Here is a 15,864-nt window from a genome sequence, read left to right as displayed (position 1 = left end):
GCCCGCCGATCAGAATGCGCCAGTTCTCGTTTAAGTCGATGAGGTCCTGGCCATAGACCGAGCGGCTGATGGCGCGCGCCACGCCATTCGACCAATAGGCCCCGGCGTAGCTGACGCCCGGCGAATAAATGGGCGCGAAAATATTGAGCGGCGCCGCCGGCGCCTGCGCAATGTCGTTCGAATAGCCGAAGAAATAGTCCCAATGTTCGAGCCCGAGAAAGACCGAGTGGGAGAGGAAGCCGGTCTCGAAGCGGCCGTTGAGGCGCAATTGTGCGTCGAAGCTGCGATTGGCGACGCGCGCCCTCGCCGGATTGCCGAAGACGACCGACTGAAAGCCGTCATAGCCCCAGCCGGTGAACCAACCGTAACGTTCAGTGGAGAGGAAATAATCCACAACCGTGGTGAGTTTCCAATCCTTGTTGAAGGAGTGTTCATAGGTGAATGTGAGATCGTCGAAGAAGGGCGTCTCATGCTCATTGGCGGGAAGGCCGGCGTAGAATTCGCGCGGAATATGCAGGAAGACCGGATCGGCTGGCACGCCGTCGCGCCAGATGAGCCGTCTGCCATTATGTTCGGCGCGTAGCGTCGCGCGATCGCCATTGTCCGCCGTGAAGGCGATCATCGGCGCAACGTCGAAACTGCGCGAACGTACGAAATTGACGAAGCTCCCCAAGGTCTGCGCCGAGCCGGTGAAACGAAGCAGCAGGCTCTTGTCGTCATTGAGCGGCGTATTGACGTCGACGGTGAGGCGCCGCACGGCGAAACTGGCGAGGGTCGAAACGGCGCGCGCGAAGGTCTCCTGCGTCGGGGCCTTTCGGATGTAATTCGCCGCGCCGCCATAGCCCCCGAGCGCCTTGCCGAACAGCATGGCGCTCGGACCTTTGAAGAATTCGACGTGATCGACTGTCGAAAGATCGACACCCTGAGCGGTGAAGCCATGCGAGGCGCCGTCGAAAAGCGTAACCCCCGCAGGAAAGCCGCGCATGACGAAGTGTGGCGAAAAAGCGGAGTTGGTCGCCGGCGCGTTGACATAGACGCCGCTCTGGTCACGCCCCAGCGTCTGCGCGCGCGGCGCCTCGCCCGACGCTTCGACCCTGGGTTCTTCGCGCGCGCGCCGCTTGCTTTCCGCTCGCGACTTTTCCTTGCGCTCGTCCTCCCGCGCCTCTTCGGCCAACGCTTGTACGCTGCAAAGCGCCAGCAGCAAAGCGACGAGCGCCGCCTTCATGCGCCCGGTCGAAAGGAATGGCGCCGGCGCAAGGCGGCGTCCGGCGCGGCGGCGCGGCGGCGCTCGAGCGCGAGTTGCGCGAGTGGCGCGACAAAGGCCGCCCCGTCGGTCTCGCCGGCGATGGTGAAGCGGCACATCAGGCCGCGATCCTCGCCCGCATCGAAAACATCGATCACCGTCAACCGCGGCGAGCGGCGGCCGAACGCGCCGCGCGCGCGCAGAAAGGAGATGAGCGGAGGCCGCGCATGCGCCGAAACCGGCAGGACGCGCCGCAGATTTAGAACAAAGCGCTGCTGTTCTCCGTGATCAAAATCCATTTTCTGCTCCATCGATAAACAATGAATTCGCGTTTCAATCACAAACGTCACTCCGCCGGCCCAGGCCGCGCCGCGGGCCGCCGAACATGCGCCAACCGCGCCGCCCGCTTTCTCCACCAGATGTAAACGCCGGTGACGGAGAGCATTGCGACGACGAATCCGGAGCAACAAACGAGTATTTGATATGGGCGACCAAAGACATTGGCCATATGCAGCTCAACGAGCCAAGTCGTAAACGTGTTGCCGCTGTGCTGCCCAGTGGGCAAGTGTGTCGCCAGTAATCGGCCTGAATATGCATCGATACTGATGCTGGTCATGCCATATTTTTCGCCAACGTCGCGGCTGGAATGCACTCGATAATGATAAATCCCGCGCTCACGCAGGTGATAGAGCGCAATCACTCGATCAATCTTGAAGTCGTGCTCTCGAGCTTGTACGTCCATCAGACTCTTGGCAATATTTTGTACGTCCTCCCATTCCATCTGCGGGTGATTGTGGTTGGATAAATGGGCGGATTGCACCGTGTCTTGCGGTTCATAGTCGACGAAGAATTGAGTCGCCTGCGTGTAAACTCCTTTCATGTTAAAATATACACTTGACCAAGCAAAGACGATCAACATCGCCCACAACCACAGGCCCCCTGCGCGGTGAAGGTCGAAATTGACCCGGTAGGCAGCCCCCCATTTAACGAGCCAAGCTGATTTCCAGCGGAAAAAAAAACTCTTGCTCGAAGAATGAGTAGGTGTTGGGATGGTGAGATAGAAGGCAACAAAACAGTCAAGTGTCCAAATTAATGCAACAGTCCCTAAGATCCATTTTCCAAAGCGGCCTAACGCTAGATTGTAGTGTAACTCGTAAATAAAAGGCATTACGGCGTTAAGCGTCGTCGGTAATTCACCAAACTGCAAACGACCAAGCTCAGCTCCGCTAACATTATCGAGGTAAATCTGATCAAATCCCAGTTCAGGGGATCCTTCGCGCGCCTCCATGGCAACGAATGCTGTTCCAATGTACCCAAGATAAACTTGTGTGGCCCGCGCCTGTGGAGCCAGCGATTCAGCTCTTCGCGCAAGCGATGCAGCATCGAGTTCCACTCCGGCATGAAGTCCGGGATAGAGATTAGGTGTGAGCCAATGATTCAGTTCGTTCCAAAATGCGAGGATGCTACCCGTCAACCCCAGAAGCATCAAAAATCCCGCCATGCCGAGTCCTGCCCAGCGATGCAGCCAGACCCAAAAATGACGAATCTTCATCTTGCAGCTCCAACTCGCAGCAAAAGCGCGCGCTCCTCCTCTTGGTGGAGCGCGCCTGTTACTCTTAGAATTCGACCCTGATGGTGCCGGTAGCGGTGAAGGGCTTTGCCGGGAATGCCGCGAAAAGCGTGGTAGCGTTGAAAAAGATGTCGGCGCCGTCGAAATAGCGTACGTTATTAAGATTCTTGAGATTTAGTTGAGCGGTGATTTTGTGGCCATCCCATAGCGATGTATAACTCGCAAATCCATCGACGCGCGCCCACCCCGGCAATGTGTATGTATTTTGGACATTGCCCCAAACACGCGTGGAGGCAGTTACGCCGCCGCCGAGGCGCAATCCAAGACCATTATCGCCAAAATCGTAAGTCGCGAATATTTTTCCTGAATGACGAGGAACGTTGTCGAGGTGGTTGCCGAGCAGGCCGCTATCCAATGGGTTCAGAGGGTTCCTCCACGCATCGGAGATGACCTTCGCGTCCGTATAGGCGTAATTGGCGATGAGACTCAATCTGTCGGTTGCTCGCCCAACGACGTCGAGTTCTATTCCGCGGCTTCTTTGCAGCCCCGCGGGCTTACGTGCAGTTGCGTCGGGAGAAGAAAAGTCTCATGTTAGCACACCAGATTTGGTGATCTGAAAGAATGCAAGCGTTGCGGAGAGCCCCTTAAAAGCTTCAAGCTTGAAGCCGAATTCCCACTGCTTACCCCTCTCCGGGGCAAACGTCTGACCTGAGGTCGAAATCCCATTATTCGCACCAAATGACTGAGAGTAATTTGCGTATGCGCTCAACACTGGAAGAATATCAAAGACCGCACCTACGCGCGGGCTCCAGCCAGTATCTGTGCGCAACCGTGCGCCAAGCCGGTTAATAATCGCAAGCTCCTTTGTTGCGTTTTGTCCGCGGACGATTCCGTTTACGGCATCCGCGACGTCATAGCGTGCGCCAATCAGCAAGTGCAGGCGATCGAACCACGAAATGTGATCTTGAATGTAAAGACCCTTCTGTCGGGACAGTACGGACTGGTGACTTTTCGAGAACGATCCGATTACAGCGTCCTGATACGCGATAGATGGAACCATCCCATAAATAGGGAAGTACAAATTGATCGGATAGATGGTGGTTCCTTGCGAGCGCACATAGTCGAAATAGCTGTTGAAGTAATCCAGTCCCATCAAGAAGTCATGTTTGCCACCAAGTGCGAGAAACTTTCCCTCCATATCGATATTTGTGGAGAAGGCGTTGCCTTTCAAATCTTGGAACCGAGCACGGCGATTCAGAGTGACGAGGTCCGTTCGTAGCGAAATTGGTTGCACATTCAAATCAGCCAACCAGCTATCCGAATAGAGAAACCGGTTTGTGATCTTCCAGTCCTCAGTGAGATTTTGGCGGAAGTTGTAACTCACCATAAATGATTCGTTTCGATCGCGAGGGTCATTCGGTTCTTGGAAGGATCGACTAGTGGGTATCGAAGCGGGCTGAGACCCGATTATTGGAAGTCCAACGTCCCCCTGTGTCTGAAATCCAAGGTACTGAGAATCGACAGTGAATTCTGTCCATGTGCTTGGTCTGTATGTGATCACCGGCGCAATAATCACACGACTTCCGCCTTGAAATTCGCGAAACGAGCCAGCGTTCTGATAGGCGCCGGAGAAACGATATGAGAGACCCGGAATTTCCGTTACCGGGGCGGTGAGGTCCCACTGTGTACGGTAATAGTCATAAGAGCCGAATTCTTGCTGTGCGACGTAACGGGGCTGGTCCAGCGGCTGCTTCGTGATCAAGTTGATCACACCACCGGGCTCTGCTCGACCAAAGAGGATAGATGCTGGTCCCTTTAACACTTCAATCCGCTCAAGATTTGCCGTATCGGTAAACGTCGGAACCGCGCTCGGTATCAGCAAGCCATTGCGGTAGAGGTCGAAGCTCGAAAAACCGCGCAATTTGAAGACATAGCTCGCCGCGTCGTTGTTGTTGCTATGCACGCCGCTAACATTTTCTAAGGCGTCTTGGAGGCGAACGTCGTTTTGATCTACCATCACTTGCCTAGGAACCACCGCGACTGAGGCTGGGACTTCTCGAATCGGCACGTCAGTTTTGGTTGCGGTCGTTGCGTTGCTTACAACATAGCCTTCTGCCGGCGTTTTCGGTTGCGTCGATCGAGAGGTTTCAGACCTCGTTGCCAATCCAGGCGTGGTGTCCGTGCCTGTACTTGTGGTCGACGGTGTTCCTGAGCGTCGCGCCCCGATGTCAATCGTCGGAAGCGATTGCTGTGCGTTAGCCAAGGAAGCGAGGACGAGCGTAAGAGCGCCGGCGGAAGCGCCGCGCAATAAGTTATGACGGCACATTGTTATTCTCCTGATGCGGTGCCATGACCCCGCGTAAACCGAGACGAATTCGATGGGGCTCTTTGGGCCCACGTCAGTCGGTCAGGAGAAACAAGGAGGCGCTTGCGATGACCAGGAACTGGTCCAACCAATCGGGGGCCCCATCGTGGGTGCCTCGGAAAATAGTCCCCTTATCGAGACAGTTACCCGCAGCGACGCAGTCGCCCCGCTTATTTGACCCACGCCAGGAAGCGCCGCTCCGTCGAAATCACGCACGCAACACAGGACGCAGCATTGAGAGCGGCCGCGTTCATGAGGGTGCGAATTGTCATCGCGGTGCGCATCCACGGCGCAAGTGACGCCAAGCAGCGAGACGACAAAGTTGGCGTCGCCGCCGTCGCGCACGGAACCCGCGACGGAAGGAGCGATCGCAGTGAGGCCCTGCAAAATGACGAAGAGAGCCAAGACTACAGCTGCGATCGGGCGCGTCGAAAACGCCCGACGACGGCGTTCCCCGATTCGCTGGCTCTCTCGCTCGAACATCAGGACCGCTCCGCGCCAATAATCGCCATACTCGGCCGGATCGGATGGTCCGCCGAGACGCCTTGCCGTCCGCTCCCGACTGGGTCAGTCAGCGCGTCGCCTTTCAGTCATAGAGGGGAAAGGTCATGCGAACCTCATGTGATGAAGGGTGAACAAAGAAAGAGATGACCGTGGCAAAGGCGCCACAGTCTGACCGATCCGCAATCTGGGTCGAATTTCTGATCCCGCTCCGGCACCTTTGCAAACATTATCTGCTTCGTTATCAATAGAGGCGCGATCGGCTTTCGGATCATAAACGCCGAACGCAGAACTAGCTGGGAGCGGCGCCCGTGCGAATTCTGTTGGTTGAGGATCATGCGGAATTTGCGAGCGAGATCGCCCGGCGAATCAAACGTGCGGGTTTCTTCGTCGATCATGTCGATACGATCGAAGGCGCAACTCTAGCTCTCGATGATTGTCCTTATTCCGTCACCTTGCTGGATCGACGATTGCCGGATGGCGATGGGCTGTCTCTGATTTCGCGCATCCGCGAAAGGCAACCGACAAGCCGCATCCTGTTGCTCACCGCGCTCGACGCAATTGACAACAGAATTGAAGGTCTCGACGCCGGAGCCGACGATTATCTGACAAAGCCGTTCAACCTCGATGAGATGATGGCGCGCATTCGCGCCAGTCTCAGAAGGCCTGGAGGCGATTCCGCGCCACCGGTCGAAATCGGCGCGTTGTCCTTCGATCTTGCCACGCGCACAGTCTTGATCGCGAACCGTCCTGTCTTATTCTTGCGCCGCGAACTGGCGCTGCTCGAAACTCTCGTCAGACGCGCCAACTGCGTTGTGCCGCGAGAGATGCTTCTCTCGGGAATCTATGGGTTCGATGCAGAAGTCCATGAGCATGCGTTGACTGCGCTCGTGTCGCGTCTTCGCATAAGCTTGTCGGAACTGGACGCTGGCGTTGAAATTCACTCGGCGCGCGGCCTCGGATACATGATCGCGAAGGCCAAGACCAAGGTGAAGACGTGATGGGAGATCCATCACTCACGCGTCGAATTGTCGGCTATCTCGTCGTATCGCAAATTGCCGCCTTCGTGATTGGTTGGCTTCTCACGGTAGGGCTTGGGCTGGCAGGCGTCGATAGATTTACGTCGTCATGGGACGAACTTGGTGCCGAACGCGCGACAAAAATGGTGATTGCCTCGCTGATTCGCGACGAATCTGGGCTCGTGCGAATCGAACCAATCCCGGAGTTGCAGGCAGAAAACCTGCGCGCTCCCCAAATGATGATCGCCGCCTTCGATTTTTCAACGAAGGCCCCTATTGCTGGTTCTTCCAAGGAGCTAGTCGGCGCGCTGGAGAAAGTGATTGAAGTCAACTCGACGCATGCGCATTTTGTCTTGCCAAGCGACCCAAAGACACCACCTTTGGGATTCATGGAGCCAAGATGGACCCGTTTCGGCCGCATGTATATGGCGGTTTACCGGACCAAGTTCCGGTGGGACGACATCTTTCACTCAATGAAAAGCTCACTGCAGTGGCTGATCGCCTATGTGGTTGCAGCGATCCTAATGTCAACTGGAACTGCGTGGTTTGCCGTGCGGCGTGGACTGACGCCATTGCGCGCAGTTGCCGACGAAGCGGCGCACATCGACATGAATTCACTTCATAAGCAGCTTCCGGTCGGTGGCGTTCCCACGGAAATCACTCCGCTCGTCAAAGCGATGAACAACGCCTTGGATCGGCTCGCGGCCAGTGCTGTGCGGATGCGCCGCTATACCGCTAACGCCGCGCATGAGTTGCGTACGCCGATAGCGGTCTTGCGAGCAAGACTCGATAACTTGGAGGAGACGCCCGTTAAAGGCGACCTGTTATGCGACGCGAGCCGACTTCAGGCCGTTGTCGAGCAGATGCTCATCGCGGCGCGATTGACAGAACAGCAGGCCACCCTTGATCAAGAAGTTGATCTTGCAAAGTCAATCCGAAAGGTCATTCTTGGCTACCTCCAACTTGCAATCGAATGCGACCGAATGATCGAATTCGAAGCAGGAACCTCACCGGTCATCACGCAAGGCAATCAGCGCGCTATTGAATCCATCGTAGCAAATCTCGTCGACAATGCGCTTCGCGCAGAGCCGACTGGCGGCACCGTACTGGTCCGAGTTGGCGATGACGCCGTTGTCGAAGTGATTGATCATGGCGAGGGCGTCGCGCCTTCCGATCGCGAGATGATTTTCGAGCCGTTCTGGCGCAAGAGCGAAGCGACGCCCGGCACGGGGTTGGGCCTCGCCATCGCGAAGGAACTGATGGACAAACACGGAGGGCGCATCTGGGTCGAAGAGACCTCCAGCGGCGGGGCGACATTCAAAATATCGTTTCAAAGAACGAATTCGAATTGACCCACCGCGCCGAACCCTAGCTTGGCACGGGCTGTTTCCCCTTAACGCGGTCCTGGCCCGCAGCACGACAGGAACCCCTTCAGACAAGAATGTCCAGCGTAAAGGATGCTGCGTCTCGTCGGGGGGATCGATGGTAACGGACCTCCGCTACCAGCCGTGGACTATTCGTATTAATTTCAATTATATATGGCAATTTACTACGACGCCATCGCCCGCCCGAGCGCTACGATACCGCTACCATCGTTCGCAGGAAATCGAACGCCAGCGCGCGTTTGGCGCGATCGCCGCCTACGTATCGACCTCGAACTCCTGCGGCGGGCAATTCTGCGATCCTCTACTCAATATTTAGATAGTCTATAACCAAGTCTTGCCGCCGCCGAAGGCGATGAAGGGAAAAAGTAAAACTGCCCAGTTGATATGCGTCGGCCAGGTGTCTGGATAGACGAGGGTTTGGATGACGAGCATCATTTCGAGCAGCGGAGAGTCGAAAGGCGCATCTAACTCTCCGGTGGCAAGTCACTACCGCCTCACACCTTCATAATATTCTAGTAATGCGTCCCATTCTTGCTCATCGAATACATTGTCCAACTGACTAGCGAAAGCTGCCGTTGGCGCCGTCAGATCCGATCCAGATCCAAAATCACTTGTGAAATTTTCTTGAGGATCGAAATTTCTCTGGGGTAATCTGGATAAAATCTCGACTTCAGCCATCAATCCCGCAACCATGGAATCCAGGTTTGCGAAACGCTGCTCATAGGCGGAGAGCGTCCGCTTCCGACGGGAAAAGATCTCCTTGGAAGTGAAAGCGGTAAGAATCTGCGGCAGGCGCAGAACAGCGTCGGCGTGTACACGCAGACTGAAATCCTCCCAAGCTGAGATTCGATCAAACGGTAAAACCCATCCGTCTGACAAAATAATTGGAATGCATCCGAAAGACATTACTTCAGCAAGGCGATACGAAAAAAGCGCATCTCCGCGAGGCACGAAAGCAAAATTTGAATTCTGTAGTAACCACTCATAATTTTGATCTGTTCGTGCATTGACAGCATCGATCTTGCCGACGTAACGCTCCCTTTCTACGAGATTCACTATGATCGACGTCTCATCCGCAATATGCTTTAAAACATCTCGAATAGGATGTGAATTAGCTCCCTGGAAAGACGCTAAAATCTTGCGCACGTCCGATGATGCGGATCGCGAAGAGATAATAGGCAAGGCGGGCATGCTTACCGTATTGCAATTTATGTCACGTTCGAACATTGCCAAACTAACATCGGCAACGATCACATTTCTCAGTCTTCGCAACAGAATGGGCGCTCTGAAGAACGGATTCATATTTATATACAAATATTTCTGATCTGGAGTGGCTTGTGCTTTCGAGACTATGCGCGCAAAATAGTTTCTAAACTGTCCATTTTCCGATAAATCGTGCAGCTGTCCTCGGATATAGGCGCTTGCATGATCGCCATAGCGCGGCCAATTTGTTTCCATTGCGGTATCTTCAAATGGAATTAAGATCTCATGATCATACTCTGTATAAAAATCGCTCTCTTTCACCGCCTTTAAGAACAGTTCCCAATACGCCGTCCGCGGCATTGCGTCGTCTTGCAAGCAGAATCCAACTTTCATCGTGGCGATACTCCAATCGCAACCAGTCCCCCGGCAGACGCGACCCGTATGATAAAGGCTGGCGCGGGCACTCGTCGTGTCAACTGAAGCTTGGCCGTCGTCGAATGATTTGAGACGGGCTGGGCAGCGATTTAACGGAGGACGCGGCTCACCTGGCGATGGAGTTTATGCGGCGGTCATTTAATGTTGCAAGCATCGATTTTGGATGGTGATACGTTTGATTCTTTGTCGTCACGCAGGATTTCGCGCCGCGTCCGCAGTAGACGTCGGCGGGCGCGAGATTGTTCCAAGCTCTCCTGATAGCGGCGATGATTTTAGTGCTCGACGAAGGCGGCGAGCGCCGCCTTTACATGCCGCGTCTCCAACAACACAGCTTCGCAGCCGGCGGCCATAAGACCGGCATGCAGCCATTGCGAATCGGCCCGGCCTCGAGCCCGATGCAACTGACAGGCAATCCCGCAGCTCGTCAAAATTCCGAACAAGCGCCTCAGGCCCACTCGCGAGCTTGACCTCACGGACAACCTTGCCAGCCGTATCCATCACGCACACGCTGCTTTCTTTCAAAGACACGTCGACTCCGGCATAATATTCCATGGCTGTTCCACAACCGATGCTTGGAGCCGATCGCTCGGACTTGGGTCAGAGGGCGAGCGCACGCCCTACTTTGAGGGCTCCGCCTGGATAGACTTCTCGGTGAACTGAGATGAGGCGCTAGGAGCTGAACTCGGAATCGGATATCCAAGGTCGGACAAGCCTTGTCGAAGACTGCAAGAACCCGGATGGTATTCATCGCCTTTCGCTGCAATCCGCCTTCGCGTTTTTGATCGTGGACCCCGATGATACATGTCGCTTGCTGCTTCGACGCGAATTTTCAGACTGCATTTGCAGTTCTTGCCCGAAGTATCGAGCGGCACTCGACGTCGGACGTCATGATCCACGCGATCCATGATGGTCCCGTGGAATATGCAGACTTCGTTTCACGACATTTGAAAAAGACGAAAGTTACATTTCACGATGGAACGGGGGTCGCGGAACGATTTCACTCGGCCGGGCGACAAACTCGGATTACGTTCGTGCGGCTGTTCCTGCATGAGTTTCTTCAGGGTGTACGCAAAGTAATCTACCTCGATTCCGATATCGTCGTGCGGCGTGACTTGACTCCGCTGTTCGCCGCCGGGCCAAATCGTAGCTCGGTCGCCGCCGCCCTGGATTATCCTCTTCGCGTAATGGCCGAACAAAAGGAATTCATATACGGCCCAGATACGAAATGGAGGACTGATGATTACATCCGCGATCTCGTCGGGCTAAAGGACGTCAATACCTATTTCAATGCGGGAGTTCTTCTCATTGACCTCGAGAGATATGGCGCGAGCGGCGCACCGGATCGTGCTCTAGCATTTCTCGACCGGAAGGGGGCGAGCAGCATTTTCAACGACCAGGACGCTTTGAACGTCGCGCTCGAGGGCGATTTCGAAATTCTCGACCCGAGATGGAATTTCATTCCCGACTTCGCAGTCCTCTCAAGCCAAAAGGGGGTCAGCGCGGAGCTTAATTGCATCTTGCAGTTGTGCCACGACGACCCTTGGGTAGTGCATTTCGCGGGTCTCAAGCCTTGGGAGACGAAGGAGAGGCCAAGTCATTGGGATTTCATCTTCTGGAATGGCCTTTTCGATCTGGTAAGAGCGAACGCAAGCGTTATTTCCCCTCATCTGACTGACCTGACGCAGGAATGCGATCGGCTCCACGACAAAATCGACCGGGCCCAAGCGGCTCGTGCGGAGTTGCTTAAATCCCGCTCCCAGCTCGCATTGGCCTTGTGGCGAGCGATACGGTGGAAGGCCGGACTCGGGCCCGAGCCCGGATGAGCGTCGTCGTCGCCCGAATTCGCCTTGACATGAACGGCGGCCTGAACGACGCCGATGGATCCAGTAAAGGCCTCGCCGCATTCGACGACTTCTTACCGAACGGCGCGCGATCGGCGGTTCAAAGTGCTCGGACGATAGGCCCATCTGTCTCGGCGGGCCTCCCTTCTGCACCGCGCTACAAAGCGGCCCGGCGACGAAGTCGGTAATTTTCAGTCGCACTCGGCGCGAGGGCGATGAAGAAAAATATCGACGGTCCGCGGCTCCACGATCTCTGCCTCGCCGCCGTGAGAAGGCCGAACCTTTTCCAGCGCCTCCTTTTTTGCCGGTCACGCAAAACGTCACAAGCGGTAATAAGACAAGGACTCCATGTGGATGCGCGGCGCGCCCCGCAGCGCGTCCTCCGAGCGCATGTCGCACAGACACTTCCACTTGGGCCGGTGTATGGACTATTGGTCACGGAAGAGTCGATGCTGCGGCCCGGTCGCGATCGAGAGGACGGCCCGAACGAGCCCTGGAGAAAAGCATGACCGTACGCAATGAATGCTCCGGCTTGGCGATCGACCATGTCGCGATCGCCGTCGAGAATCTCGATGAAGCGATCGAATGGTACACCGAAAACCTTGGCTTTGAAATTGTCGAGCGCCGGCGGACTCAGGGCGAGCGAACTGCGATGATCTCCGCCGTCCTGAAGCTCGGACCCGTGATCGTCGTCCTGATCGAGGGAGTCGATCCCGATTCGCAGGTCAGTCGCTTCATCCAACGCTTTGGCCCGGGCGTTCAACACTTGGCCATCCAGGTTCCTGACCTGGATAAAGCCATCGGCGGCCTGAAAACGGCGACGGCGGACGTCGACATCATCGAGGAGCCAGGCATTCGTCAGGTTTTCCTGCGGCGGGACCCAGGCTCCGGTGTGCGCGTGGAGCTCATCGAGCGCCGCGGCGGAAACTTTAGCGACCGGTCAGTCGAGAGGCTGTTTCGTGCGTTGGAGGAAAAAGACCTAGTTTGAACGCGCCCACGCCATCCTCGACCGATCCATTGGTGAGCCAGGGATGAGCCAACCGTGCTTCCATCATTCGTTCGAGGCCCAGGTCCTGGCCGACGCAGGGCGGTCAGCGGTAGCAATCGAATTCTGTGATGAGATTGTCACCTATAGAGACCTCGACGCTCGCGCCAATCGTCTCGCCAACTATCTGATCGAGCTGAGGGCCGGGCCGGAAGTGGCGGTGGGCGTGGCCGTTCCGCGATCACCCGACCTTCTGGTGTGCCTGCTAGCGGTCGCGAAAGCAGGGGCCGCATACGTGCCCCTTGACGCCGGCCTGCCGGAGGAGCGGCGGCTTGCAATGATCGAGAACTCGGGCCTCGCCCTGCTCCTCGTGACGGGCAACGTCTCAGAGGTGATGCCGCGTCCCGGGTTTGTGATTGTCGATCTCTACGCCGCGGGCGAAGAGATTGGTCGTCAGAGCGATAAGCGTCCCAAGGTCCCCGTTTGCGATCGCAATCTCGCCTATCTCCTCTATACCTCGGGCTCGACTGGCGAACCCAAGGGCACGGCGATGGAGCACAGCGCGCTGGCCAACTTGATTGCCTGGCATGGCGCGGCACATAAAGCAGCCTGCGGCCTGCGCACGCTCCAGTTCTGCTCCATCGGCTTCGATTTTTCCTTCCACGAGATATTCTCCACGCTGTGCTACGGCGGCACGCTCATCGTGCCGACCGAAGCGCAGCGGGAGGACCCGTTTCTTTTGGCAAGACTCATCCGTGATCGCCGCGTCGAAAAGCTCTTCCTCCCAGTGAGCGCGCTGTTGCAATGGGCGTCCGTCGTCGACGAGCGCTCGTTTCCAGACAGCTTGCGACACGTCATCACGACAGGAGAGCCATTGCACATCACGCCGCCCCTGCGTGAAATTTTTCGGCGCACCGGCGCCCAGCTTCACAACCACTTCGGCGCCACCGAGTTCCAAGATGCGGCGACTCTGTCATTGTCGGGAGACCCAGGGCAGTGGCCGCTGCAGGTGCCGATCGGGCATCCTCTAGGGTACCGAAGTCCGAAATCGACCTCGACCGTGCCTACCTCGGATTAGCTGGTTGTCGGCCATGCGTCAGAGCTCTTATCCTCGCGGAAAATAGTCTTCGCACGTACCCTCGCGCCACACGTCGGCCGTGCAGCAATGCAGACCGCCCCCGAATGGATAGGCATCACGCAACTCGACAGGCACAACTTCCAAACCGAGCCGGTCTAGCTGTTCCGCCTGGCGCACCTCGCTTGCTTCTACGCAGACCGTCTTGGGGTCGAGGACGAGGACATTCATCGACAGCCAGACAGAGGAATAACACAGCGGCGGCGGCTCGTTGTGGGCGGGCGGGGCCGCTTCGAGGATCAGCCAGTCGTTGCGCGCGAAGAAGGCGCGCTGCTCGTCTGGCAGGCGTCGCAAGGGATTGTTCAGAATGAGTCCCGGCCTGATCGGCACGAATGTGCAATCGATATGTATCGGATAGGGGTCGCCAGGGAAATTAACCGCATGCACGCGATGGGAGGGGAAATGCCGCCGCAACCAGTCTATCCCCTTCGCGTTGGTCGTAAAACCGTGCTGCACGACGAGGTCACGGCCGAAACGCGTGACGTCTGCGGCGTCGAACAAGATCTCCTGTTCGGTCGTAACGAAATGCTTGCGGGCGGTCCATTCGAGACGCGTGGGCTCATCGATCCGGTCGGCGAAATAGTCGGGTCGATAGGATCGGTCAGTTAGTCGCGGCTTCGGCGCCGCTACGTGCCGGAAACCTCTATCAGCCTCGAAGTAATGCTCTAGCAATGGCCGATAGGAGAGATACTCGAACCACCGACAACGGTAACTCATCGTCGCTTCAATGATCTCGTTCCCAATGGTCAAAAGCACGTCGCGCGGCGCCATGCACGTGAACTGGTTGGCGACTGTAAAGTCGGGCGTTGCGATCGCGAGATTGTGGTCGATGGGGTCCGGACGATCGACCCGGATGCCGCGACGACGCAACAGCGCAGAGAATTCATCGAGCAGTTCGTTCGCTCGGGCGATCGAGTCTTTCGATCGTCGTCCCCAGCGCCCGCGCATGTCCGACTCTTCGGGCACCTTGGCGTTAAGGGCTGGTTCCGGCGCGGGGATCTGGCCGTGGTCTGCTTTGCCAACAATGACGTGGCGCAACGGATCCCATTCGTTCCAACTCGAGACCTTGATCGCACGCGTCATTGGCGTTGCCGTATTCATAGTCACCGGTCCGTCGTGCAAGGACTGAAGCGCCATCGTTCGCCCCTTGCTATGGCGCGACGATCTGGATGAGGACTCTCACCGTGATTGTCGCGCGGCGCCTTACCGTCATGTCTCTTCCACTCGGTCTGGATGCTGGACCGCCGCGCCCGCGGCATCAGTCTGACCGCTCGCGCTATGGACACCGTGTGAGAGCCGACGGCCGACGATGCTGCCGATTTGCGCGGCCGGCTGTGGCTGCAGCATCCCCTGATGCGAGCAGTCGACCATATGGACATCGATCGCACCAACGACATACGGGCGCCAAGCGTCAATGGCTGCTACCGACCGCTCTTGGGCCGCGACAAACAGTGTTACGTTCCCATGGAATGGCCGCGGCGTGAAGGTCTGCATCAGGCGCCCGCTGTGCGCAGCAGCTTCAGCCACGGCGCGATAATGCTGCTCGCTCAGCCCCGCAGCGAAGCCGCCCTCCTGCCGCAAGCCATCCAGCTCCAGTCTGAGGTCGATGTTTTCGCCATCGATGTCGTTGTTTTGGCCTGACGCCGGTCCAAGGGGATAGCTGTCGAGCACAGCGAGCAAACCAATCTGCTGTTCCTGCTCCTGCAGTGCAGCAGCCATATCGTAGGCTACGAGTCCGCCGAGAGACCAGCCCAACAGATGATAAGGCCCTACCGGTTGGATACGCCGGATGGCGCGGAGGTAGTCCTGGGCCATTTCCTCAATCGACTTGGGCTGGCTATCAACCTGTGTGATACTGCGCGCCTGTACGCCATAGACCGGGTGCTCGGGCGGCATGTGCCGCAGCAGCCTCAGATAGCACCAGCTCAATCCCGCTGCGGGGTGAATGCAGAAGAGCGGGCTCGCATTTCCCTGCGGCCGCAAACCGATCACCACATCGAGCGCTGGGTTCGCGGGAGTGTCGACCCTAAGCCGCTCTGCAAACGCCACTACCGTCGGCGCCTCGAACAGGGCGCGGATCGACAGCTCCACGCCCAGTGTGGCGCGGACGCGGCTAATCAGACGCGTCGCCAGCAGCGAGTGGCCGCCCAGCGCGAAGAAGTCGTCGTCAATGCCAACCTGG

At 57.0% G+C, this 15,864-nt stretch carries 11 protein-coding genes and 2 pseudogenes; 5 read left to right on the top strand and 8 right to left on the bottom strand.

From position 1 onward, the window contains the following. The 4 genes and pseudogenes from QZ964_RS21050 to QZ964_RS21035 all read right to left on the bottom strand — a co-directional run. Nucleotides 1-1,225, bottom strand: a 1,225-nt coding sequence (locus tag QZ964_RS21050; protein WP_292534267.1) for a TonB-dependent siderophore receptor, incomplete at its 3' end; no start/stop codon positions are given. Beyond that, nucleotides 1,222-1,542 (bottom strand): hypothetical protein, encoded by a 321-nt coding sequence (locus tag QZ964_RS21045; RefSeq protein ID WP_292534264.1) that lies wholly within the window; start codon nt 1,540-1,542, stop codon nt 1,222-1,224. The genes QZ964_RS21050 and QZ964_RS21045, both read right to left, overlap by 4 nt. 47 nt (nt 1,543-1,589) lie before the next feature. Continuing rightward, complete coding sequence (locus tag QZ964_RS21040) at nt 1,590-2,795, bottom strand: PepSY domain-containing protein (protein ID WP_292534261.1); 1,206 nt, start codon at nt 2,793-2,795, stop codon at nt 1,590-1,592. A 64-nt stretch (nt 2,796-2,859) separates the two neighbouring features. After that, nucleotides 2,860-5,139: pseudogene (locus tag QZ964_RS21035) on the bottom strand (TonB-dependent siderophore receptor). An 851-nt stretch (nt 5,140-5,990) separates the two neighbouring features. On the opposite strand from QZ964_RS21035, the gene QZ964_RS21030 reads away from it, so the two are divergent. Both QZ964_RS21030 and QZ964_RS21025 read left to right on the top strand, forming a co-directional pair. After that, on the top strand, nt 5,991-6,680 hold the full coding sequence (locus QZ964_RS21030) for a response regulator transcription factor (protein ID WP_292534258.1): 690 nt from the start codon (nt 5,991-5,993) through the stop codon (nt 6,678-6,680). After that, the gene (locus tag QZ964_RS21025; protein ID WP_292534256.1) at nt 6,680-8,050 is read left to right on the top strand and encodes a HAMP domain-containing sensor histidine kinase; all 1,371 of its coding nucleotides are present in this window, start codon (nt 6,680-6,682) and stop codon (nt 8,048-8,050) included. The genes QZ964_RS21030 and QZ964_RS21025 overlap by 1 nt, the downstream gene beginning before the upstream one ends. A gap of 519 nt (nt 8,051-8,569) precedes the next feature. Here the strand turns inward: QZ964_RS21025 and QZ964_RS21020 are convergent. Together QZ964_RS21020 and QZ964_RS21015 are read right to left on the bottom strand one after the other, a co-directional pair. Then, on the bottom strand, nt 8,570-9,679 hold the full coding sequence (locus QZ964_RS21020) for an exostosin family protein (RefSeq protein WP_292534253.1): 1,110 nt from the start codon (nt 9,677-9,679) through the stop codon (nt 8,570-8,572). A 329-nt stretch (nt 9,680-10,008) separates the two neighbouring features. Then, a pseudogene (locus QZ964_RS21015) lies at nt 10,009-10,273 on the bottom strand (IS110 family transposase); the annotation flags it as partial. 242 nt (nt 10,274-10,515) lie between these two features. On the opposite strand from QZ964_RS21015, the gene QZ964_RS21010 reads away from it, so the two are divergent. The 3 genes from QZ964_RS21010 to QZ964_RS21000 all read left to right on the top strand — a co-directional run bounded on the left by QZ964_RS21010 (nt 10,516) and on the right by QZ964_RS21000 (nt 13,625). Continuing rightward, complete coding sequence (locus QZ964_RS21010; RefSeq protein ID WP_292534250.1) at nt 10,516-11,544, top strand: glycosyltransferase family 8 protein; 1,029 nt, start codon at nt 10,516-10,518, stop codon at nt 11,542-11,544. A 523-nt stretch (nt 11,545-12,067) separates the two neighbouring features. Further along, nucleotides 12,068-12,550: a VOC family protein gene (locus QZ964_RS21005; protein ID WP_292534248.1), complete on the top strand. Its 483-nt coding sequence runs from the start codon at nt 12,068-12,070 to the stop codon at nt 12,548-12,550. A gap of 43 nt (nt 12,551-12,593) precedes the next feature. Then, the gene (locus QZ964_RS21000) at nt 12,594-13,625 is read left to right on the top strand and encodes an AMP-binding protein (RefSeq protein ID WP_292534246.1); all 1,032 of its coding nucleotides are present in this window, start codon (nt 12,594-12,596) and stop codon (nt 13,623-13,625) included. Nucleotides 13,626-13,652: 27 nt separating this feature from the next. On the opposite strand, the gene QZ964_RS20995 is transcribed toward QZ964_RS21000, so the two are convergent. Further along, the gene (locus QZ964_RS20995; RefSeq protein ID WP_292534244.1) at nt 13,653-14,765 is read right to left on the bottom strand and encodes a serine/threonine protein kinase; all 1,113 of its coding nucleotides are present in this window, start codon (nt 14,763-14,765) and stop codon (nt 13,653-13,655) included. Nucleotides 14,766-14,891: 126 nt separating this feature from the next. Continuing rightward, nucleotides 14,892-15,864, bottom strand: a 973-nt coding sequence (locus QZ964_RS20990; RefSeq protein WP_292534242.1) for an alpha/beta fold hydrolase, incomplete at its 5' end; no start/stop codon positions are given.

Source organism: Methylocystis sp. (assembly GCF_021731785.1).
Taxonomy (GTDB): domain Bacteria; phylum Pseudomonadota; class Alphaproteobacteria; order Rhizobiales; family Beijerinckiaceae; genus Methylocystis.
This window is presented reverse-complemented; position numbering and strand designations above follow the sequence as displayed.